Below are 19,688 nucleotides of genomic sequence, written 5' to 3' on the forward strand. Positions count from 1 at the left end.
GGCGGGTGATGCACGAGATCGTGATCGGCACGCCCGAGGAACTCGCCGCCCACGCAGAGCTCATGAAAAAACACCCCGGCATGGAGCACGACGAACCGCACATGGCCCATGTCCCGCCCGGGCGGCGGGCGACGAACTCGTAGACGTAGGTCTTGCCGGGCGGGATTTGCGGCTGGTTCAGGCCCCCCACGCCGTCCATGCCGTTGGGCAGGCGCTGGCCGTGCCAGTGGATGGTGGTGTGCTCGGGCAGCCGGTTGGTGACGTAGATGCGCACCCGGTCGCCTTCCACCACCTCGATGGTGGGGCCGGGACTGGCACCGTTGTAGCCCCACAGATTGACCGTGAAGCCGGGCGCAAACTCGCGCACCACCGGTTCGGCCACCAGGTGGAACTCCTTGACACCGTCCTTCAGTCGAAACGGCAGCGTCCAGCCGTTGAGCGTGACGACGGGGCGGTAGGGACGGCCGGCGCCGGTGACACCGGGCGGGATCCACGGCCCGGCGGTGTCGGTGCCGGTGCGGATGACGGGCTCGGGCAGGCCGGCCAGGGCGTGGCGGGCCACGGCGGCACTGGCCACGGCAGCGGTGCCGGCGAGTGCCTGCGCAAAAAATCGGCGGCGTTCCATGGTCAGTGGCCTTTCGCGGGGGTGGCGGGGGCATCGGCAGGGGCTTCGGGCGCGCGGTCGGTCAGTGGCACGCCGGCGCGGACGGCTTGCAGGTCCAGCCAGGCCAGCCACGCGCGGCGCTCGGCGTCGAGGGTTGCCTGCTGAGCTGCGATGCGTGCGCGCACGGCGGCCAGCAGATCCCACGTGCTGGCCAACATGCCGTTGTAGCGCAGCAGGGTTTCGTCCTCCAGCCGCTGGGCCGCCGTCAGCACCTGTTCGCGCTGCTCGCGCGCCGCTTCTGCGCTGCGTTGCGCGGCGGCGAGCGCCAGTTGCACGTCGCCGTCGATTTGGCGCTCGAGCTTTGCCAGCACGAGCGCGGCCTCCCAGGCCTCGACCCAACCGTGCGGCCAGCGCGGGGCCGCGGGGTCCAGGCGCGCGGCGCCGGGCAGGCCGCGGGTGACCGCCGCGTCGAGCGCGGTTTGCAGCGCCTGCCACGCGCCGGCGGGCAGCGCCTGGCGCCGGCGCTGCGCTTCCTGGTGCAGGCTGAGCCAGCGGGGGTGGCGCTCGCGCACCGCCGCGGCCCAGGCGTCCGGCGTGGCGTCCGGGGGCAGGGTGGGGACGGCGGGCAGGGTCAGGGGCAGGTGGCGCTGCGCGAGCGTGGCCGGGCTGTCGCTGCCGTCCAGGCGCTGCCACAGGCGCGTCAGGGCGCGCTGCTCGGCGTCCTGGCCTGGCGCAGCCGCTGGCGCGCCTCCCAGGTGGGCAGCGTCTCGACCAGGGCGCGCTGCGCGCTGAAGTTGCCCACGTGCTGCATGCGCTGCGCCAGCTCGGCGCCGATGGCGGCGGCCTCGAGCGCGGCTTCGGCGAGCTGGCGCGTCTGGCGCGCGGCAATGGCGTCGATCCAGGCGGCCTGGGCGTCGCGCACCGCCAGCGCGGCCGCTTGCTCCCGCTCCCAGCGCTCGCGCGCCCCGAGCCCGGGGCCGATCAACAGGTCAGGCCGGGCGCGCAGCGCGTGGCGGGCCACGTCGTCCAGGGTCCACACGGCGTCGGGCGACGGGCCGGGGGCGGGGGCGCGGACCAGGCCCTGCGCGCGCTCCCAGCGCAGGATGTCGGCGTGACCGCGCGGGAAGGCGCCCACCGCCTCGTTGGCGGCGCGCCAGCGGCTGGCGGGGTCGGTGGTATCGGTGTTGGGGTTGCCGCCACTTGGCGCAACGGCAGCAGCAGGCACGGACGGATGTGTGCCGGGGTGGACATGGGTTTGGGCACGGGGGGTGTCCAGCGCGGCCAGCACCAACAGGCCGAGCCAGCACCACCGCCCATGGGGGTGGAACATTGGCGATCTCCTCAAACGGACGGACACGCAGGCGGCGCGGATGCGCCGGCGACGGGTGGGCGCGTTTCAGGCGATCGGGGGTTTGAGCGGCGGGCCCGGGATGGGCGTTGGTGGCACGCGCCATTGGGTCATCACCCAGCCGCCTGTGCCGCCGTTCGCCGTGGCGCTGCCCACCGCGGCGTGCAGCGGCGGGTTGTGGCACAGATCGCACAGCGTGCAGGTGACGTGGTGGCTACCGGTCGCGTCGGGCGTGGCCGTGCCCGCCGTGTGGGCGGCCGGCTGCGCCGCACCGCCATGGTGGACGGGGTGTGCCGCATGCGATCCAGCGTGGTGCGCGCCATGCGCGGGGTCGTCGGGCACCGCTGCGGGGGCTGCGCCAGTGACGGCAGCGGGGGTGGACCCGTGACACGCGCGAAGCGCCATGGCATCCGCCGCCCACAGCCGCCACGGCAGCAGGGCGAGCAAACACCACACGACGATGCGCACCATACCGCCCATCATAGCGTTACGACGGCGACCGCACCGTCGTGCGGGTGGGCGGTTGGGCACGGGCCGGATGCACGGCCAGCGTCCACAGGGCCGCCGCGACGAAGACCGCGGCCAGCCAGGCCAGGTGCGTCAGCCCGACCCAGGCGATTGCTGCGCCGCCGATGGCCGAACCCAGGGCCGTGCCGATGTAGACCATGGAGGCGTTGAGGCTGAGCAGCAGCGGTGCTTGGGGGCCCGCCTGCTCCGCCAGCCGCGACTGCTGGGGGGACATAAGCCCGAACCCGCACAGGTTCCACACCGCAAACAAGGCGGCGGTCCACGCCAGGTGCCCCGCGCTCAGCGGCACGGCCACCATGGCCAGCAGCAGACACCCCACCAGCAGCGCGAGCGTGCGCCGAGGGCCGAGCCTGTCGGCCGCCCAGCCACCCAGCAGCGTGCCCACCACCCCTGCCACGCCCACGCCGGCGAGCAGCGTGCTCAGCGCGCCGGGCGTCAGCGGGTTGAGCGCCAGCTGCACCGGCCCCATGTAGGCGGTGACGACGAAAATGCCTGTGAAGTACAGCAGGGTGAACAGCAGGGTCAAGACCACGTCGCGCCGGCGCAGCAGCGCGCCGGTCCCCCGCAGGGACGTACCGCCTGTGGCCGGCCCGGCGCGCAGCTGGCGGTGCAGCACGATGCCGATGACCAACGCCGCCACGCCCACACCCAGCAGCGGCCAGCGCCACCCCCATTGCAGGCCCAGCCAGGCCCCGTAGGGCATGCCCAGCACGTAGCTCAGGCTCATGCCCAGGAAGGTGCGCGACAACGCCTGGCCGCGCTGCGCCGGGGCGGCGAGCTGCACCGCCACCCCGGCGGCAATGGGCGTGAACACGGCGCCCGCCCCCATCAGCACACGCCCCATCATCAAGACCGCCCAATGGGGGGCGGCGGCGCTGAGCAGTGTCCCGGCGGTAAACAGCGCCAGCGCCAGCCGCATCACCGACGCGCGCGGCCAGCGCGCCGTGGCCGCCATCAGCAGCGGCGCTAGCACGGCGTTGGCCAGCGCGTAGACGGTCATGGTTTGGCCTGCTGCGCTGATGCTCACCCCCAGCCCTTCGGCGACAGGCCCCAGGTAGCCGGTCATGCCAAACGCCCCCGTGCCGATCACGAAGTTGCACGCCGCAAACAGCCACAGCAGGGGTGGCAACGGGACCGCGGGGGCGGCGTGGGGGGCGGCGGCGGTGGACATGGCGGTGATGGTACGCCCGGGCGCGTTCGATAGCCCGTTGCCGGTGTGACAGCGCCCGTCTCGCAGGGGACAGCGCCACCCTTGGCGGGGCAACCGTGGCCTGTCTATGCTGCGCGTTGACACCCATGACGGCCCAGACCGCTACGAGGAGACGCCCATGACCCCTGAAACGCCCTGTCCTGTGGATGCCGATGCGCCCCACGCCCGTTTTTGGCCCACGCGTGTGCCGCGCGCCATCGAGCCGCCGCAAACCTCGCTGTGGTTCAACCTGGAGGTGAGCGCGCGCCGCTTTCCGAACAAGCCGGCCACGGTGTTTTTCGACCGGGTGATGACCTACCCCGAGTTGCAACAGCAGGCCGAGCGGGTTGCCGCGTGGCTCCATGCCCGGGGCGTGCGGCGTGGGGATCGCGTGATCCTGTTTTTGCAAAACTGCCCCCAGTACCTGGTCGCGTACTATGGCATCCTGCGTGCCAACGCGGTGGTGGTGCCGGTCAACCCGATGAACAAGGCCGATGAACTCGGGCACTACATCACCGACCCCCAGGCCCGCGTGGCGATCGCGGCCGCCGACCTGGCCCCAGCGCTGTGCGCCGCGGACGCTGCGTTGCCTGCGGCGCAGCGCTTGCACGAGCTGCTGGTGCTGCACTACCGCGACGCCATGCCGGACGATGCCTTCGAGGGGGACACCGTGCCGCCTGCCTGGCGGGAATGGCTGGGCACGCGCCACCCACTGCCCACGCTGACCCAGGGGCGGGTGACCGACTGGGCCGACGCGTTGGCGTGCACCGACCCGTTGCCGCCGCACGAGGTGGGCCCCGATGACCTGGCCGTGCTGCCCTACACCAGCGGCACCACCGGTCTGCCCAAAGGCTGCATGCACCCCCACCGCACGCTGATGCACAACGCGGTGGCGGCGGCGATCTGGACCAACGGCACGGCCGAAAACGTCGGCCTTTTGGTGTTGCCGATGTTTCACATCACCGGCATGGTGGCAGGCATGCACACCAGTGTCTACCTGGGGGCGACCGCGGTCATCATGCCGCGCTGGGACCGCGATCTGGCGGGCCGGCTGATCTCGCGCTGGAAGGTGACGCACTGGACCAACATCCCCACCATGGTCATCGACCTGTTGGCCAGCCCCAACGTGGAGCGCTACGACCTGTCGAGCCTGGTGTTCATCGGCGGTGGCGGCGCGGCCATGCCGGCTGCGGTGGCGCAGCGGCTGCAGGAGCGCTTTGGGCTGCGCTACGTGGAGGGCTACGGGTTGACCGAGACGGCCGCACCCTCCCACCACAACCCACCCGACCGGCCCAAGCTGCAGTGCTTGGGGGTGCCCTTCATCGGCTGTGCGGCGCAGGTGGTGGACCCGGACACGCTGCAGCCGCTGCCGACGGGCGAGGCGGGTGAGATCGTGGTCAGCGGCCCGATGGTCTTCGAGGGCTATTGGCTGCGCCCGGAGGCCACGGCGGCGGTCTTTTTCGAGCGCGATGGACGGCGCTGGTTTCGCACCGGGGACATGGGCCGGGTGGACGAAGAAGGCTATTTCTTCATCACCGATCGCCTCAAGCGCATGATCAACGCCAGCGGCTTCAAGGTCTGGCCGGCCGAGGTCGAGGCGCTGATGTTTCGCCACCCGGCGATCGCCGAGGCGTGTGTCATAGGCGTGCCCGACGCCTACCGCGGCGAAACCGTCAAAGCGGTGGTGGTGCTGCGGCAGGAGGCGCGCGGCACCGTGCGCGAGGACGACATCATCGCCTGGTGCCACGAGCACATGGCGGCCTACAAAGCCCCGCGGCTGGTGGAGTTCGTGGATGCGCTGCCCAAGAGCGGCAGCGGCAAGGTGATGTGGCGTTTGCTGCAGGAGCAGGCGCGCGCTGCCGCGGCCAGCACCCCAGCGTCCACGTGAAGGTGTCCGGCGCGTGCCAGAATGCGCAGCGCCAACCCCCGATGCCAAAGGAGATGGACCGATGTTTCGTGCCCTGTTGATCGACAAGACGGACGCTGGCTACGGCTGTGCGGTGACCGAGCTCGACGACGCGCGCCTGCCAGCGGGCGACGTGACCGTGCGGGTGGCGTACTCCACCCTCAACTACAAGGACGGGCTGGCCATCACCGGCCGCTCGCCCGTGGTGCGGCAGTTTCCGATGGTGCCGGGCATCGACCTCGCGGGCACGGTCGAGGCCAGCAGCGATGCGCGCTGGCAGCCCGGCGATGCGGTCATCCTCAACGGCTGGGGCGTGGGGGAGACGCACTGGGGTGGGCTGGCGCAACGCGCGCGCCTCAAGGGCGACTGGCTGTTGCCGCTGCCGGCGGGCCTGTCGGCCTGGGATGCGATGGCGATCGGCACCGCGGGCTACACCGCGGCGCTGTGCGTCACCCGGCTGGAGGCGCACTGGGCGGCCCAGGGGGTGGCGCCGGGCTGTGGCGACGTGCTGGTGACCGGCGCGGCGGGTGGGGTGGGCAGCATCGCCGTGGCGCTGCTGGCGCGCGCTGGGCACCGCGTGGTGGCCTCCACCGGCCGGCCGCAGGAAGCGCCGTACCTGCAAGCCCTGGGGGCGGCCGAGGTCATCGACCGCGCCACGCTGGCAGCACCCGGCAAGCCCTTGCAAAAGGAGCGCTGGATCGGCGTCGTCGATGCCGTGGGCAGCCACACCCTGGCCAACGCCTGCGCCAGCACCCGCTACGGCGGGGCGGTCGCCGCGTGTGGCCTGGCGCAGGGGATGGACTTCCCGGCCACGGTGGCGCCGTTCATCTTGCGTGGGGTCACGCTCTACGGCATCGACAGCGTCATGGCCCCCCTGCCGCTGCGCCAAGCCGCCTGGCAGCGCTTGGCACGTGACCTCGACCACGCGTTGCTCGCGTCGATGACGCGCACCATTGGGCTGGCGCAAGCCATCGACGCGGCGGCCGACGTGTTGGCCGGGCGCGTGCGCGGCCGGCTGGTGGTGGACGTCAACGCGTGACGGACCCGGCGCCGCCACGCGCCGGCACGATGTGCCGGTAGGCGTGCCAGGTGGCGTGGCCCAGCACCGGCCCCACCACCAACAGGCCCAGGAAGGCGGGCAGCATCGCCAGCACGCACAGCAGCGTGATCAGCGCCCCCCACAACAGCATCACGCCGGGGTTTTGCAAGCAGGCCCGCAGGCTGGTGAGTGCCGCGGACACCGCATCGGTCTGGCGGTCCAGAATCATCGGGATCGAAATCGCGCTGCTGACGAAGATCAGCCCGGCAAAGATCGCCCCGACGACGACATAGGCGATCAAAAACTCCAGGTTGTCCAGGCTCAGCAAGGCGGCGAGCATGTTCTCGCTGGAGGGCATGGTGTTCATCGTCACGGCAAACACCACCATGGCCGCGCGGCCCCACAACATCTCGAAAATCAGCAGCACGCCGCCAAAGATGGCCATGGTGCTCAGCGTGGGCCGCCACGCCATCAGCGACGCCCGCAGCGACGGGCGCTGCCCCTGCTCGAGCGCACGGCTGACGTCGTACAGGCCCAGCGCCACAAACGGGCCAATCAGCAAAAACCCGGCGCTCAGCGCCAGCACATAGGCCGGCGCGTGCTGAAACACCTGCCACAACGCCTGCCCCATGAGCGCAAAGCAGGCCCCGTAAAACAGGCCGATGCGTGCACTGGCGCGAAAATCGGCCCAGCCCCGCGCCAGCCAGCGCAGCGGGTCGGCCGGGTGCAGCGTGGCCAGCGGCAGGTCGAGCACCGACTCGCGTGTGGCGCCCTCGGTGCGGGCCGGTTCGTCGTGGTGGGTGTCGCTGGACTCGGGGTGAATCGCTGCCATCGTGTCCCTCCGCGGTGGTGCGTTTGATTTATATCAATACCCAACGTTAGCCCGCACCGGCCCCGGCGTCCATAGCGTTTACCCCTAGGGGTGGCGCGCCAGGGGCTACACTCCGGGGCATGCGTGCCCCCAACCCTTCTGCTCCCCCCGCCGTGGCGGCCGACCAGCTCGATGCGACGCTGGCGCGCCAGGGCTACGCGGTGCTGGGGGCCACGGCGGTGCGCGACTGGCTGGGGCTGGACGCCGCGGCGCTGGAGGCGCTGCGCCCGGCCTGGGAGGATTTGCCCGCCGACCGCTACCTCAAAGACGGTGGCCGCTACCGGCGCCGCCGGCACGGTTGCTTCATCGTCGATGGCGAGGCCGTGCAGCCGGTGCCCCCGCGCGCCCACTACCAGCCGCTCGAATACAACGCCTTGCACGGCGGCATGCGGCGCTGGTTTGCCCCGCTGACCGATGCCCTGCTGGGGCAGCCGGCGTCGACGCGGCTGCTGCAGCGCACCGCGGCGGTGGCCTCGGCACTCAAGGGCGCGCGCCGCTGGTATGTGGAGGCGCACCCGTTTCGCATCGACACCACCGGCGGCATCGGGCGGCCCACGCCCGAAGGCGCGCACCGAGACGGGGTCGATTTGGTGGCGGTGTTTTTGGTCGCGCGCCACGGCATCAAGGGGGGCGAAAGCCGGGTCTTCGAGGCGGACGGCCCCAACGGCCAGCGCTTCACGCTGACCGAGCCGTGGTCGGTGTTGCTGCTCGACGACGCGCGCGTGATCCACGAGACCACCCCCATCCAACCGTTGGTGGAGGGGCAGCTGGGCTGGCGCGACACGCTGGTGCTGACCTACCGGGCTGGCGGTTTTCTGGGGGATGACGAGGCGGGCGCGGTGGCCCCGGCGTCTGCCCCGGCGCCGCGCGCCTGAGCCGCGCACCCGCCCGCGATCCGGGCGGGGCCTGTCGTCACTGCGGCTGGAAGCCGCTGTCGCGGATGATGCGCGCCCACACCTCGGTGTAGGCGCGCTCGCGCTGGCTGAGCTGCTCGCTGCTCATGTAGCCGACCGTCAGCCCCATGGCCGTCAGACGGTCGCGCACCGCGGGCTGCGCAATCGCTTGCGCCAGTGCCGCCCCCACGCGCTCCAGCGCGGCTTTGGGGGTGTGTGCTGGCGCGAACAGGCCGTAGTAGGGGATTTCCTCGAAGCCCGGGATGCCTGCCTCGGCGAAGGTGGGCACTTCAGGCATGGCGGCCTGGCGTTGCTGACCCATGACCGCCACCACGCGCAGCCGCCCGGCACGGTGGTTTTCGATGAAATCCGGGATCGAGCCCACGCCGGCCGGAATCTGGTTGCCCAGCATGTCCGCCATCATGGGCGCGCTGCCGCGGTAGGGCACCGCCACCAAATCCAGCTGCTGGCGCTTGGCCAGGGTCTGCACCAAAAACTGCGGCACCGACGCCGGGGCGGGAATGCCCACCGCCGCCTTGCCACCCTGCGCGCGCACCCACTGCGCAAATTCGGCCAGCGAGCGCGCCGGGGTACCGCCCGACAGCGCCAGCGCGTTGACGAAGGTGGCAAACCCCGCCACGGCCACGAAATCCTTCGCCGGTTCGAAGCCCGGGTTGCGCAGCACCAACGGCAGGATCGAAATCGTGTGGTCGTGGCTGAGCAACAGCGTGGTGCCGTCCGGCGCGGCGGCCTTGAGGGCCTGGGCCGCCAACTGCCCGCCCGCGCCGGCGCGGTTTTCCACGATCACCGGCACGCCCAGCGCGTCGCGCAGGGGCTCGGCGAGCAAGCGGGCGATGGCGTCGGTGCCGCCACCGGGTGGAAAGCCCACCAGGATTTTGACGGGCCGGTTGTCGGCCAGGGCGCTCAACGGGGCGCCCAAACCAACGGCGGCGCAGGCCAGTCCGGTTTGCAGCCAGTGACGTCGGGATATCGGGGACAGGGGCATGGTCAACCTCCAGGGATGGTTTGGGTGGCGTCGCGCACATCGGCCACGCACGGATCGCCGAAATCCGGGCGCGCCAGCCACGCCAGCACGCGCTGCGCGGCCTCGCGCGCCGGGGTGAGTTGCCCCTGGGCGTGCAACCGCAAAAACCGCTCTCGGTCGGGAAAGCCCGCGGGGTCGCCAGCGCGCATCTGCACCTGCATGTCGGTATCGATCACGCCGGGGGCCAGCGAGACGATGCGCGCCCCATGGGGGCGTCGCGCCTCGTCCAGCGCGGTGCAGCGGCTGAAGTGGTCCAACCCCGCCTTGACCGCGCAGTAGATGGCCTGGCCCGCCATCGGGTAGCGCCCCAGGCCCGAGGAAATGTTGAGCACCCGCCGCGGTCCGTCCCAGCCGTGCGCCTGCACCCAGCGGTCGCTCACGCGCAAAAACGCCGCCGTGAGGTGCATGGGGGCTTCCAGCCCCACGCGCAACGCGCGCGAAAGCTCCTCGCCGCTGCCGGCCTGCAGCGGCCCGATGGTGGGCAGCAGCGCCGCGTTGTTGATGAGCGTGGCGCTGGCCAGCGTCGCCGGGTGCAGCGTCAGCAGCCAGCGTGTCAGCCGCTCGGCGGCCTCGGCGGGTTCGGACAAGTCCTGGCTCCACTGCTCCAGGTGCGCGCCGCGCTGTGCGGCCAGCGGGGCCAGCGCCGTATCCGGGCGGCGTTCCATGGTCAGCAGCAGCCGCTCGGGTGCCAGCAGCTGTTCGGCCATGGCCCGGCCCAAGCCGCGCGAGGCCCCGGTGAGGATGGTCAGATGTCGCCGCTCCATGGCGCGCATTCTGACACCGTTGGCGTGCCCGTGCTGTCCGATAATCGACGGTCCATGTGGATCGACACCCACTGCCACCTCGATGCGCCTGAGTTTGGCCCCGACGCGCGGGCCGAGCGCGCGCGGGCGCGGGCAGCGGGCGTGGCGTGTTGTGTGCTGCCGGCCGTGCAGGCACGCGATTTTGCCGCGGTGCGTGCGCTGGCGCACGACACGGGGGATGCGTACGCGCTGGGCATCCACCCGCTATACGTGGCGCAGGCCAGCGACGATGACTTGGCCCGGCTCGAGCAGGCCTTGGCCGATTGGCACGCCGACCCGCGCTTGGTTGCGGTGGGGGAAGTCGGGCTGGATTTCTTCGTGCCGCAGCTGTGCACCGAGGCCATGCGGCAGCGCCAGCACCATTTTTACCGCGCCCAGCTGCGGCTGGCGCAGCGCTTTGGCCTGCCGGTCATCCTGCACGTGCGGCGCTCCGCCGACGCGCTGTTGGCCGGCTTGCGTGCGCAGGCCGCCGCGGGCCGGCCCGTTGGCGGCGGCATCGCCCATGCGTTTAGCGGCAGCGCGCAGCAAGCCCGGGCGTTCATCGAACGGGGGTTTGCCCTGGGCTTTGGCGGGGCCGTGACCTTCGAGACCGCGCGGCGCCTGCGCGCGCTGGCGGCCACGCTGCCGCTGACGGCGCTGGTCGTGGAGACCGATGCCCCGGACATCGTGCCGCACTGGTTGTACGTGACCGCGGCGCAGCGGGCGGCGGGCCGCCCGCAAGGCCGCAACAGCCCCGCAGAGCTGCCGCGCATCGGGGCCGACATCGCCCACCTGCGGGGTATGTCGGCCGAGGACTTGGCGGTGGCCACCACCGCCAACGCCTGCAGGGTGTTGCCCCGGCTGGGGGCACTGCTGGGCAGGGATCGGGACGGCGCGGGGCCAGGCCACGCAGGAGTGGATCCATGAGCCCGAGGGGCGTTGCGCGCGCGCCGGCGCGCCTGCAGGGGCTGCCACCGGTGCTCGGCCCCGACACGCGGCTGCTGGTGCTGGGCAGCTTCCCCAGTGTGGCGTCGTTGCGCGCGCAGCAGTACTACGCCCATCCGCACAACCACTTCTGGCGCATTTTGGGCGCGTTGTGGGACTTGCCCTTGTCCGACTGGCCCTACGCGCAGCGGGTGGCGGCGCTGCTGGAGCATGGCCTGGGGCTGTGGGATGTGTATGCCGAGTGCGAGCGCGAAGGCAGTCTGGACAGCGCCATCCGCGCGCCGCGGCTCAACGACTTGGGCGGCCTGCGCGCGCGCTGCCCGGCCTTGCGCGCCATCGCGCACAACGGCGGCGAGAGCTGGCGCCACGCCCGCCACACCCGGGCGCTGGGGGTGGCGGTGGAGCGGCTGCCCTCCACCAGCCCGGCCAATGCAAGCTGGAGCCTGGCACGCAAGACCGCAGCCTGGGCCGAGGTGCTGGCCCGCCACGGCATCCCGGTGCGGGTGCCGCCGGGTGCCCAGGGAGGGGGTTGACGTGCCCGCCGAAACGCTCCGCCGCGACGCGGCCGCGCGCCAGCGCAACGCGGTCGCGTTGCCGCCCGTCTCCATGTCCGAGGAGGGCGGCGTGCGCCACCTGCACCTGGGCACGCCGTGGATCCAGGGCAGCATGCGCATCGACCGGCCATACGACCTGGCGCTGGAGTACGTGCAGCGCATGATGGCGTGGCTGCTGTTCGTCGACCCCGACACGGTGGCCGAGCGCCGCGCGTTGCAGCTGGGGCTGGGGGCGGGCGCGTTGACCAAGTTCTGCCACCGCCGGTTGGGCATGGACACCACTGCGGTCGAGCTCAACCCGCAGGTGGTGGCGGCGTGCCGCGCTTGGTTTCGCCTGCCGCCAGACGGTGCGCGCCTGCGGGTGGTGCTGGGCGACGCCGCAGACTGGGTGCGGCACCCCCCGTGGGCGGGCAGCGTGGACGCACTGGCGGTGGACCTGTATGACCACGACGCGGGCGCCCCGGTGCTGGACAGCGCCGACTTTTACGCCGACTGCCGCCGCCTGCTCACCCTTGACGGGGCGCTGACGGTCAACCTGTTTGGTCGGCGCGCCAGCTTCGAGCGCTCGCTGGCGGCGCTGGCGCAGGCCTTCGGTCCGCAGGCGCTGTGGGTGTTCAAGCCCACGCGCGAGGGCAACACCGTGGTGCTGGCCCAGCGCACCCCCACGCGCCCCGCGCGTGCGGTGCTGGCCGAGCGCGCCGACACCATCCGCAGCCAATGCGGCGCGTCGGTTTGCTGTTGGCCGCCGGCGGGGCGGTGGCGTTCAGCGGCAAGGCCATCATCGTCAAGCTGGCCTATCGCTATGGCGTGGATGCGGTCACCCTCATCATGTACCGCATGCTGTTCGCACTGCCGCTGTTTCTGGTCATGCTGTGGTGGGCCACGTAACGGCAGGGGCGGCCGGTCGCGCCGCTGACGCGCCGGGACGCGCTGGGCATCGCCTGGCTGGGCTTCACCGGCTACTACGCCGCCAGTTTTTTGGACTTCTGGGGCTTGCAGTACATCAGCGCGAGCTTGGAGCGGCTGATCCTGTACCTCAACCCCACGCTGGTGCTGATCCTGGGCTGGCTGCTCTACCGCCGGCCCATCAGCGCCCGCCAGGCCGCGGCCATGGCGCTGAGCTACGCCGGCGTGTTGCTGGTCTTCGGTCATGAGGTGACCTTCGACGGCTGGTCCACCGCCACCGGGGCGGCGCTGGTGCTGGCCAGCGCGGTCAGCTACGCCGTTTATCTGGTTTACAGCGGGCAGCTCGTGCGGCGGCTGGGTTCGCTGCGGTTGGTGGGCTGGGCCACCACCGTGGCCTGCCTGTTGTGCCTGTTGCAGTTCGTGCTGCTGCGGCCGCTGTCGGCAGCGCTCGTCGCGCCGCAGGTGCTTGCGCTGTCGCTCGCCAATGCGGTGCTGTGCACCGCTGCGCCCGTGGTCATGGTGATGATGGCCATCGAGCGCATCGGCGCGGGCCTGACGGCGCAAACCGGCATGATCGGCCCGCTGTCCACCATCGCGTTGGGCGTGGTGGTGCTGGGCGAGCCGTTCAACGCGTGGATCGTGGCCGGCACCGCGTTGGTGCTGGCCGGGGTGCTGTGGGTCAGCCGGCAGCCGGGCTGACGGGGATGAGACGAGGAGCCGAGATGGATTTGGGTATCGCAGGGCGCTGGGCTGTGGTGTGCGGAGCCAGCAAGGGGTTGGGCTGGGGCTGCGCGCGGGCGCTGGCGCTGGAGGGGGTCAATGTCATCATGGCGGCGCGCGGGGCCGAGGCGCTGGAGGCGGCCGCGGCGCGGCTGCGTGCCGAACTGCCCGCGGGGGCGCCCAACCGGATCCTCACCGTGGCGGCCGACGTCACGACCGAGGCCGGACGGGCCGCGCTCCTGGCCGTGCCGGGCGGGCCGGGGCGTGACGTGGACATGGTGGTCACCAACGCCGGTGGCCCGCCGCCGGGCGATTTTCGCCAGTGGGACCGCGATGCGTGGCTGCGCGCCATCGACGCCAACATGCTCGCCCCCATCGAGCTCATCAAGGCCACGGTGGATGGCATGGCGGCGCGCGGCTTTGGGCGCATCGTCAACATCACCTCCAGCGCGGTCAAAGCCCCGATCGACATTCTGGGCCTGAGCAACGGCGCGCGCAGCGGGCTGACCGGCTTCGTGGCCGGGCTGGCGCGCAGCGGGTTGGCGGCGCGCGGGGTGACCATCAACAACCTGCTGCCGGGCAAGTTTGCCACCGACCGGCTGCGCGCAACCTTGCAGGCGGCGGCCGACAAAAGCGGCCAATCGCTGCAGGCGATCGAGGACGCGCAGCGCCAGCAAATCCCGGCGCGGCGCTTTGGCACGCCGGAGGAGTTTGGTGCCATCTGCGCCTTTTTGTGCAGCATCCATGCCGGCTACATCACCGGGCAGAACATCCTGCTGGATGGTGGGCTGTACCCGGGGACGTTCTGACCCGCACGCCAGCGCCACCCGTCGCGTGACGGCGGGCGGCGCGGGAGGCCGCACCGCGGCGGCAGGCGATCAGCCCCGCCGCGACGACACCGCGATGCCCGCGACGATCAACGCGAACGCCAGGGCGTGGTAGCCGTGTGGGGCTTCGCCCAGCAGCAGCGTGGACATGAGCGCGGCAAACAGCGGCGTGAGGTTGGTGAAAAAGCCCGCCACCGTGGGGCCGGCGCGCTGCACGCCGGCGCCCCAGCAGCGGTAGGCGATGATCGAGGGCCCGACCGCCACGAACAGCAGCACGGCCAGCAGCGCGCCGCTCCAGTGGATCATGGTGGGCATGTCGGCCGGTGGGGCCAGGGTCAGCCACGCCCATTCCGCCCCGGTCAGGGCCGCAGCGCTGACCAGGCCGAACGTGGTTTGCGCCAGCAAGAAGGCTGCCCAGTCGTGGCGGATGTCGGGCGACTCGTCGCGCCGTGTCAGCAGCCAGCTGTAGCACGCCCACGCGAACGCGGCGGCCAGCATCCAGGCGTCGCCGGGCACCAGCTGCAGGGCCAGCAGCTTGGTGGGCTCTCCCTGGGACAGCACCACCAGCACACCCACCAGCGACAACACCGCGCCGCCCAGTTGCCGGTGCTGCACCGGCGCGCCAAAAAACAGCCGGCCCACCAGCATCATCCACACCGGCATGCTGGAGGCCACCAGCGTCACGTTGAGCGGCGTGGAGGTGTGCAGCGCCAGGTACTGCAGCATGTTGTAGCCCGCCACGGCAAACAGCCCGAGCAGGGCAAAGCGCCGCCACTGCCCCCACATCGGGCTGCTGGGGCGCAGCACCCAAGGGGCCAGCGGCACCAGCAGGGCAAAGGCCAGCAGCCAACGCAGCAGGTTGAAGGTGATGGGGGGGATCCACGCCGCCGCCAGCCGGCCCACCACCGCATTGCCCGCCCACAGCAGCGGCGGGATGGTGAGCAGCACGATGGTCGAGGGGCTCAGGGACGCAGGCGTGTCGCGGGACATGGGTCCGACTGTACCCGAGCCCTGGCGGTCCGCGCTGTTGCGGGGGCATGGGGCTGAGGGCGCGCGGCCCACCTGGCACCATCGCGCCGCCCATGCGCCTGCACCGCGGCCGATGTCGTGCGATCATCGGCATCGTGACCTTTTTGCAGGAGATTGGCTATGCCGAACAGCCGCGCCGTTCAAATCGATGCCCCGGGTGGCCCCGAGGTGCTGCGCCTGGTCGATGTCGAGGTTGGCGACCCCGGCCCTGGCGAGGTGCGCATCCGCCACCACGCCATCGGGCTCAACTTCATCGACGTGTACCACCGCACCGGGCTGTACCCGATGCCGATGCCCGCCCGCCTGGGCATGGAGGGCGCCGGTGTGGTGGAGGCGGTGGGCGCGGGTGTGACCCACCTGGCCGTGGGGGACCGCGTGGCCTACGCGTCCCAGCCGCCAGGCAGTTACTGCGACGTGCGCGTGATGCCGGCGATGAACGTGTGCCGACTGCCCGACGCGATCTCGTTCGAGGAGGGCGCGGCGATGATGCTCAAGGGTCTGACCGCGCAGTACCTGCTCAAGCACTGCCGCCCGGTGGAAGGTCTGCAGGCTGGGGACTACGTGCTGTTCCACGCGGCGGCGGGGGGCGTGGGCCTGATCGCGTGCCAATGGGCGCGCGCGCTGGGGCTGCGCCTGATCGGCACCGCGGGGACGGATGACAAGTGCGCGCTGGCCCGCGCCAACGGTGCCGCGCACTGCATCAACTACCGCACGCAGAACTTCGTCGAGCAGGTCAAGGCCATCACCGGCGGCCGCGGCGTCAAGGTGGTGTACGACTCGGTCGGCAAAGACACCTGGGACGGCTCGCTGGACTGCCTGGCGCCGTTTGGGCTGATGGTGTCGTTTGGCAACGCCAGCGGCCCCGTGCCGCCGTTTGCGCCGGGCATTCTGGGGCCCAAAGGGTCGCTCTACGTGACGCGGCAAACGTTGTTTTCGCACATCACCAGCCGCGAGCGCACGCAGGCCATGGCCGACGACCTGTTCGGCGTCGTCACGTCCGGTCAGGTGAAGATCCACGTCGAGCAGCGCTTTGCGCTGACGCAGGTGCAGGATGCGCACCGCGCCTTGGAGGCGCGCCAGACCACCGGCTCGACCGTGCTGCTGCCCTGAGGGTGGCCACGGCCGACCGGCCCGGCGCCCAAGACGCGCGGCAGGGCGGTGTGGCGCGCGGGCCGGCGCAACACTTGCGCCGTCAGCGCCGCGCGTGGCGACGGTGCGGGTCGCGCCGCTCGCACCAGTAGGCCAGCTCGTTGCCCCGCGCGGGGTCGCGCACCACCTGCAGGCCGGTAAAACCGTGTGTGCCTGTGGCGCGGGGGCCGGGCAGGTAGGTGGCCTGGTGCAGCAGGTACGGTGTGCCGTCGCGCACCCCCAGCGTGCGCACGGTCACGCCCGCGCCAGGCGCCGGCGGCAGGCGGTTGATGACCTCCAGCGCCAGGGTGGCGCCTTGCAGCAGCGGCTCGGGTGCCTGGTCGTGCGCGACGGGCGCAACCACGAACGTCCGGGTCGCGCCGGCGTATGCCACGTGGCAGGCCACGGTTTGGGCGGTGGCAGCCGTCCACGCGGCCAAGCCGCCCAGGCCAAAGATGACGAGCAAGCGTTTCACGGTTGCCCCGTTTATACAACGACACCCGTGCGCTGTGGCCGGTGTGGTGTGCGCCGCGCGCGGGCGTTGATGAGCGGGGTAGCCCTGGTAGACCGTGCTGCAGCCGGTAGCGGGCTGCCGCGGCGCTAGCCCTCAAAGCCAATGCGCTTGACCGTCGAGAGCACCTGCACCACGCCGCGCGTGGCCTGGCTAAAGGGTGTGCCCGGCGCGATGGCGTCTTCGGCCTGCTCCCACTGTTTGCGGTTGACCATCTCGCCAACGCTGGCCGCCACCTGGTGGAAGTGTTTGTGGCGCTCGACCAGTTCGCCAAAGCGTGGCCGGCCGCCAAAGCGCTGCTGGCCTTCGCCGTAAATCCATTTGCCCAGGGCGCAGCAGTCGTCGCGGCGCAGGGTGTCCACGTCCACCGTGGTGCGGTTTTCCATGGCGTCGCGCAGCTTGGCTTTCCATTGCCGGTGCGCGTCGATGATGGCGTCCACATCCAAGCCCTGCACGGCGCTTGGGTAGTGCGACTGGCTGCCGGCGAGCTGAAACTCGTCCACCAGCACTGCCATGCGCAGGGCAGCGTCGCGCTGGGCGGTGGAGGCGGTGGCCGTTTCTTCGGCCAGCGCGGCGTTTTGTTGGGTGTTGCGGTCGAGCTCCTGCACCGCCTCACCGATTTGGCGCACCCCCAACTGCTGCTCGCGCGCGGCGTTGGCCACTTCGTCCATCAGCTCGCGCGTGCGCTGCGCCGAGGCGACGATTTCCTGCATCACGTCGCCCACGCCCCGCACCACGGTCACGCCCTCGGCCACCGCCTGCACGGTGCGCTCGATCAGGTCTTTGATTTCCTTGGCCGCCTGGCCCGAGCGTTGGGCCAGGCTGCGCACCTCGCCCGCCACCACGGCAAAGCCCCGCCCGGCCTCGCCCGCACGCGCGGCCTCCACCGCCGCGTTGAGCGCCAGGATGTTGGTTTGGAAGGCGATGCCGTCGATGACGCCGGTGATTTCACGGATGCGGGTGGAGGATTCTTCGAGCTGGTGCATGGTCTGCACGACGCGCTCGACGATGTCGCCGCCGCGCGAGGCCGCGCCTGCGTTGGACTGCGCGAGCTGGGCGGCTTGCGCCACCAGATCGGCCGTGTGCGCGCTGGTGGAGGAGGTCTGCTCGAGTGCCGCCGAGGACTGCTCCAGCGCCGCCGCCGACGACTCAGCCCGCGCCGCCACATCCCGTGCGCCGTGTTCGATTTCGATGGCCGAATGCACGACTTCGTTGCTGGCGTGGCGCACGGCGCGGATGATGTCGGTGAGTGCCAGCTGCAGATTGGCCAATTCCTTCTGAAGCCCGCCCAGCGCGTCGCGCGCATCGGCGCGGATGGGCGCGCGCATGTCGCCCATGCTCAGGGTGAGCATGTCGCGCCGGATGCGGCGCACCCGCTGCGCCATGCTACGCAGCGTCCACGCCACGCCCAGCCCCACACCGGCGGGGACCAGGATGTCCACCCCCCAGCGCCACATCGGCGGTGCCGAGCCACCAGCCCAGGCCGCCACATCCGCCAGCAGCGGCACCGTGGCAACCGCAACGGCGGCGACGCAACCCAACGTCATGTTCAGGCTGCGCGATGCGCTCGCGCTTGGAGCGGCCGCCGGATTGGCATGCGCGTTGGTTGTCGAAGCGCTGAGGGCGAGCGCGTGCTGGGCCATGTCTCCTCCTACTGCTCTGCTGAAGGCGAGCATCGATTATCCAAAACCCGCAATTTAGCAGACCGTCACGCGTGGGCGTCATCGCGCCAGGCTTCGCGCACGGCCCAGATGTCGTCGAGGCGTCGCAGCAGGGCCTCGACCGCGTCTGGCCAAAAATGGCGGCCGCTTTGCTCGCGCAGCCACGCGATGGCTTGCTCGCGCGGCCAGGCCGGTTTGTACGGGCGGGCGCTGGTGAGCGCGTCAAACACGTCGGCGACGGCGACGATGCGCGCCTCGGTGCTGATGGCCTCGCCGCGCACGCCATGGGGGTAGCCGCTGCCGTCCCATTTTTCGTGGTGTTGCAGCGCGATTTGGCGCGCCATGCGCAGCAGCGGGCTGGGGTCGTCGCCGATGATGTCGGCGCCCATTTGGGGGTGCTGGCGCATCACGGCCCATTCGGCTTCGTCGAGCTTGCCGGGTTTGAGCAGGATGGCGTCGGGCACGCCGATCTTGCCGATGTCGTGCATGGGGGCGGCGGGCAGCAGGCGCTCGGCCCAGGGGCGGGGTGCGCCCAGCTCGAGCGCGATCAGGCGGCTGAAGTGGCTCATGCGGATGACGTGGCGACCGGTTTCGTTATCCTTGAACTCGGCTGCGCGCCCCAGGCGGCGGATGATCTCCAGCCGGGTGCGCTCCACCTCGTCGCGCTGCACCAGCGCCAGGTGGTTGCGGATGCGCGCGCGCAGCACCGGCGGCGAAATGGGCTTGGCCACGTAGTCCACCGCGCCCAGCGCCAGGCCGGCGGCCTCGTCTTCGTCGGCATCGAGCGCGGTGCAAAACAGCACCGGAATGGCGGCGGTGGCCGGGTTGGCCTTGAGCAGACGCAGCACGTCGTGGCCGGTCATGCCCGGCATCATGACGTCGAGCACGATCAGGTCCGGCAGCGCTTCGCGCACACGCGCCAGCGCTTCGGTGCCGCTGCGGGCAAACGCGAGCCGGTACTCGTCCTGCAGCACCTGCCGCAGCAGCTGCAGGTTGGCCGGTTCGTCGTCCACCAACAGCAGGCGCGGCGGCTCATCGGTTCCGTCCCAGGCGGGGGCGGACGGCACGGGGGGCACGGCGGGTACTCGACCTGCCGGGCGGCACGCGACAGGCGCACGCGCCCCGTCTCCAGCGGCTCGCGCAGGGCCTCCAGCGCGCTGCGCGAAAACTCGGGCAGCTCATCCAGAAACAGCACGCCGTGG

20 protein-coding genes and 2 pseudogenes are annotated in these 19,688 nt (G+C 71.5%); 9 read left to right on the forward strand and 13 right to left on the reverse strand.

Features of this window, described 5'->3' with window-relative positions:
- From Tther_RS10775 to Tther_RS10795, 5 genes are all read right to left on the reverse strand, one after another.
- On the reverse strand, positions 1-625 hold a 625-nt coding region (locus tag Tther_RS10775), incomplete at its 3' end, for a multicopper oxidase domain-containing protein (protein ID WP_185975075.1).
- A 2-nt stretch (positions 626-627) separates the two neighbouring features.
- Positions 628-1,176 carry a TolC family protein gene (locus tag Tther_RS10780; RefSeq protein ID WP_143903735.1) on the reverse strand — a complete coding sequence of 183 codons (549 nt, stop codon included), beginning with the start codon at positions 1,174-1,176 and terminating at the stop codon, positions 628-630.
- Between the two features lie 128 nt (positions 1,177-1,304).
- On the reverse strand, positions 1,305-1,934 hold the full coding sequence (locus Tther_RS10785) for a hypothetical protein (RefSeq protein WP_143903737.1): 630 nt from the start codon (positions 1,932-1,934) through the stop codon (positions 1,305-1,307).
- Between the two features lie 66 nt (positions 1,935-2,000).
- Positions 2,001-2,423, reverse strand: a complete 423-nt coding sequence (locus Tther_RS10790) for a hypothetical protein (RefSeq protein ID WP_143903739.1) — start codon at positions 2,421-2,423, stop codon at positions 2,001-2,003.
- A gap of 16 nt (positions 2,424-2,439) precedes the next feature.
- A complete protein-coding gene (locus Tther_RS10795) occupies positions 2,440-3,651 on the reverse strand; it encodes an MFS transporter (protein WP_143903741.1) in 1,212 nt (403 codons plus the stop codon).
- Between the two features lie 157 nt (positions 3,652-3,808).
- On the opposite strand from Tther_RS10795, the gene Tther_RS10800 reads away from it, so the two are divergent.
- Both Tther_RS10800 and acuI read left to right on the forward strand, forming a co-directional pair.
- The gene (locus tag Tther_RS10800) at positions 3,809-5,557 is read left to right on the forward strand and encodes a long-chain fatty acid--CoA ligase (protein ID WP_143903743.1); all 1,749 of its coding nucleotides are present in this window, start codon (positions 3,809-3,811) and stop codon (positions 5,555-5,557) included.
- Between the two features lie 61 nt (positions 5,558-5,618).
- On the forward strand, positions 5,619-6,614 hold the full coding sequence (acuI, locus tag Tther_RS10805) for an acrylyl-CoA reductase (NADPH) (RefSeq protein ID WP_143903745.1): 996 nt from the start codon (positions 5,619-5,621) through the stop codon (positions 6,612-6,614).
- On the opposite strand, the gene Tther_RS10810 is transcribed toward acuI, so the two are convergent.
- Positions 6,604-7,446, reverse strand: coding sequence for a DUF2189 domain-containing protein (locus Tther_RS10810; RefSeq protein WP_143903747.1), 843 nt, complete (start codon positions 7,444-7,446; stop codon positions 6,604-6,606). The two genes, acuI and Tther_RS10810, sit on opposite strands and share 11 nt — an antisense overlap.
- A 119-nt stretch (positions 7,447-7,565) precedes the next feature.
- Here Tther_RS10810 and Tther_RS10815 point away from each other — a divergent pair, with 119 nt between their 5' ends.
- Entirely contained in the window at positions 7,566-8,360 is a 795-nt protein-coding gene (locus tag Tther_RS10815; RefSeq protein ID WP_143903748.1) for a 2OG-Fe dioxygenase family protein, read from the forward strand.
- Between the two features lie 37 nt (positions 8,361-8,397).
- Here Tther_RS10815 and Tther_RS10820 read toward each other — a convergent pair whose 3' ends face one another.
- Both Tther_RS10820 and Tther_RS10825 read right to left on the reverse strand, forming a co-directional pair.
- Entirely contained in the window at positions 8,398-9,384 is a 987-nt protein-coding gene (locus Tther_RS10820; RefSeq protein WP_143903749.1) for a Bug family tripartite tricarboxylate transporter substrate binding protein, read from the reverse strand.
- A 2-nt stretch (positions 9,385-9,386) separates the two neighbouring features.
- Positions 9,387-10,187, reverse strand: coding sequence for an SDR family NAD(P)-dependent oxidoreductase (locus Tther_RS10825; RefSeq protein ID WP_143903751.1), 801 nt, complete (start codon positions 10,185-10,187; stop codon positions 9,387-9,389).
- A gap of 54 nt (positions 10,188-10,241) precedes the next feature.
- Here Tther_RS10825 and Tther_RS10830 point away from each other — a divergent pair, with 54 nt between their 5' ends.
- The 5 genes and pseudogenes from Tther_RS10830 (at position 10,242) to Tther_RS10850 (ending at position 14,139) form a co-directional block, all read left to right on the forward strand.
- Complete coding sequence (locus Tther_RS10830) at positions 10,242-11,132, forward strand: TatD family hydrolase (RefSeq protein ID WP_143903753.1); 891 nt, start codon at positions 10,242-10,244, stop codon at positions 11,130-11,132.
- Positions 11,129-11,683 carry a DNA-deoxyinosine glycosylase gene (locus Tther_RS10835; protein ID WP_143903755.1) on the forward strand — a complete coding sequence of 185 codons (555 nt, stop codon included), beginning with the start codon at positions 11,129-11,131 and terminating at the stop codon, positions 11,681-11,683. Before Tther_RS10830 ends, Tther_RS10835 begins: the two co-directional genes overlap by 4 nt.
- Before the next feature lie 73 nt (positions 11,684-11,756).
- Positions 11,757-12,449 (forward strand): annotated as a pseudogene (locus Tther_RS10840) (methyltransferase domain-containing protein); the annotation flags it as partial.
- Positions 12,422-13,309: pseudogene (locus Tther_RS10845) on the forward strand (DMT family transporter). The pseudogenes Tther_RS10840 and Tther_RS10845, both read left to right, overlap by 28 nt.
- Before the next feature lie 23 nt (positions 13,310-13,332).
- Entirely contained in the window at positions 13,333-14,139 is an 807-nt protein-coding gene (locus Tther_RS10850) for an SDR family oxidoreductase (protein ID WP_143903757.1), read from the forward strand.
- 69 nt (positions 14,140-14,208) lie between these two features.
- Here the strand turns inward: Tther_RS10850 and Tther_RS10855 are convergent, their stop codons facing one another.
- Entirely contained in the window at positions 14,209-15,147 is a 939-nt protein-coding gene (locus Tther_RS10855) for a DMT family transporter (protein ID WP_143903759.1), read from the reverse strand.
- A gap of 159 nt (positions 15,148-15,306) precedes the next feature.
- On the opposite strand from Tther_RS10855, the gene Tther_RS10860 reads away from it, so the two are divergent.
- Entirely contained in the window at positions 15,307-16,296 is a 990-nt protein-coding gene (locus tag Tther_RS10860; protein WP_143903761.1) for a quinone oxidoreductase family protein, read from the forward strand.
- Positions 16,297-16,378: 82 nt separating this feature from the next.
- Here the strand turns inward: Tther_RS10860 and Tther_RS10865 are convergent, their stop codons facing one another.
- The 4 genes from Tther_RS10865 to Tther_RS13785 all read right to left on the reverse strand — a co-directional run.
- Complete coding sequence (locus tag Tther_RS10865) at positions 16,379-16,789, reverse strand: hypothetical protein (protein ID WP_143903763.1); 411 nt, start codon at positions 16,787-16,789, stop codon at positions 16,379-16,381.
- A gap of 125 nt (positions 16,790-16,914) precedes the next feature.
- The gene (locus Tther_RS10870; RefSeq protein WP_185975076.1) at positions 16,915-18,372 is read right to left on the reverse strand and encodes a methyl-accepting chemotaxis protein; all 1,458 of its coding nucleotides are present in this window, start codon (positions 18,370-18,372) and stop codon (positions 16,915-16,917) included.
- Between the two features lie 161 nt (positions 18,373-18,533).
- Entirely contained in the window at positions 18,534-19,478 is a 945-nt protein-coding gene (locus Tther_RS10875) for an HD-GYP domain-containing protein (protein WP_425472825.1), read from the reverse strand.
- On the reverse strand, positions 19,376-19,688 hold a 313-nt coding region (locus tag Tther_RS13785), incomplete at its 5' end, for an ATP-binding protein (RefSeq protein WP_425472824.1). The genes Tther_RS13785 and Tther_RS10875, both read right to left, overlap by 103 nt.

The sequence above is a fragment of the Tepidimonas thermarum genome (assembly GCF_007556705.1).
In the GTDB taxonomy this organism is placed as follows: Bacteria; Pseudomonadota; Gammaproteobacteria; order Burkholderiales; family Burkholderiaceae_C; genus Tepidimonas; species Tepidimonas thermarum.

Excerpts from the sequence above, each read along its gene's own strand:
- Tther_RS10785 (WP_143903737.1), bottom strand. The coding sequence starts at position 1,934 with ATGTTCCACCCCCATGGGCGGTGGTGCTGGCTCGGCCTGTTGGTGCTG.
- Tther_RS10790 (WP_143903739.1), bottom strand. The coding sequence starts at position 2,423 with ATGGTGCGCATCGTCGTGTGGTGTTTGCTCGCCCTGCTGCCGTGGCGG.
- Tther_RS10795 (WP_143903741.1), bottom strand. The coding sequence starts at position 3,651 with ATGTCCACCGCCGCCGCCCCCCACGCCGCCCCCGCGGTCCCGTTGCCA.
- Tther_RS10800 (WP_143903743.1), top strand. The coding sequence starts at position 3,809 with ATGACCCCTGAAACGCCCTGTCCTGTGGATGCCGATGCGCCCCACGCC.
- acuI (WP_143903745.1), top strand. The coding sequence starts at position 5,619 with ATGTTTCGTGCCCTGTTGATCGACAAGACGGACGCTGGCTACGGCTGT.
- Tther_RS10810 (WP_143903747.1), bottom strand. The coding sequence starts at position 7,446 with ATGGCAGCGATTCACCCCGAGTCCAGCGACACCCACCACGACGAACCG.
- Tther_RS10815 (WP_143903748.1), top strand. The coding sequence starts at position 7,566 with ATGCGTGCCCCCAACCCTTCTGCTCCCCCCGCCGTGGCGGCCGACCAG.
- Tther_RS10820 (WP_143903749.1), bottom strand. The coding sequence starts at position 9,384 with ATGCCCCTGTCCCCGATATCCCGACGTCACTGGCTGCAAACCGGACTG.
- Tther_RS10825 (WP_143903751.1), bottom strand. The coding sequence starts at position 10,187 with ATGGAGCGGCGACATCTGACCATCCTCACCGGGGCCTCGCGCGGCTTG.
- Tther_RS10830 (WP_143903753.1), top strand. The coding sequence starts at position 10,242 with ATGTGGATCGACACCCACTGCCACCTCGATGCGCCTGAGTTTGGCCCC.
- Tther_RS10835 (WP_143903755.1), top strand. The coding sequence starts at position 11,129 with ATGAGCCCGAGGGGCGTTGCGCGCGCGCCGGCGCGCCTGCAGGGGCTG.
- Tther_RS10850 (WP_143903757.1), top strand. The coding sequence starts at position 13,333 with ATGGATTTGGGTATCGCAGGGCGCTGGGCTGTGGTGTGCGGAGCCAGC.
- Tther_RS10855 (WP_143903759.1), bottom strand. The coding sequence starts at position 15,147 with ATGTCCCGCGACACGCCTGCGTCCCTGAGCCCCTCGACCATCGTGCTG.
- Tther_RS10860 (WP_143903761.1), top strand. The coding sequence starts at position 15,307 with ATGCCGAACAGCCGCGCCGTTCAAATCGATGCCCCGGGTGGCCCCGAG.
- Tther_RS10870 (WP_185975076.1), bottom strand. The coding sequence starts at position 18,372 with ATGACGTTGGGTTGCGTCGCCGCCGTTGCGGTTGCCACGGTGCCGCTG.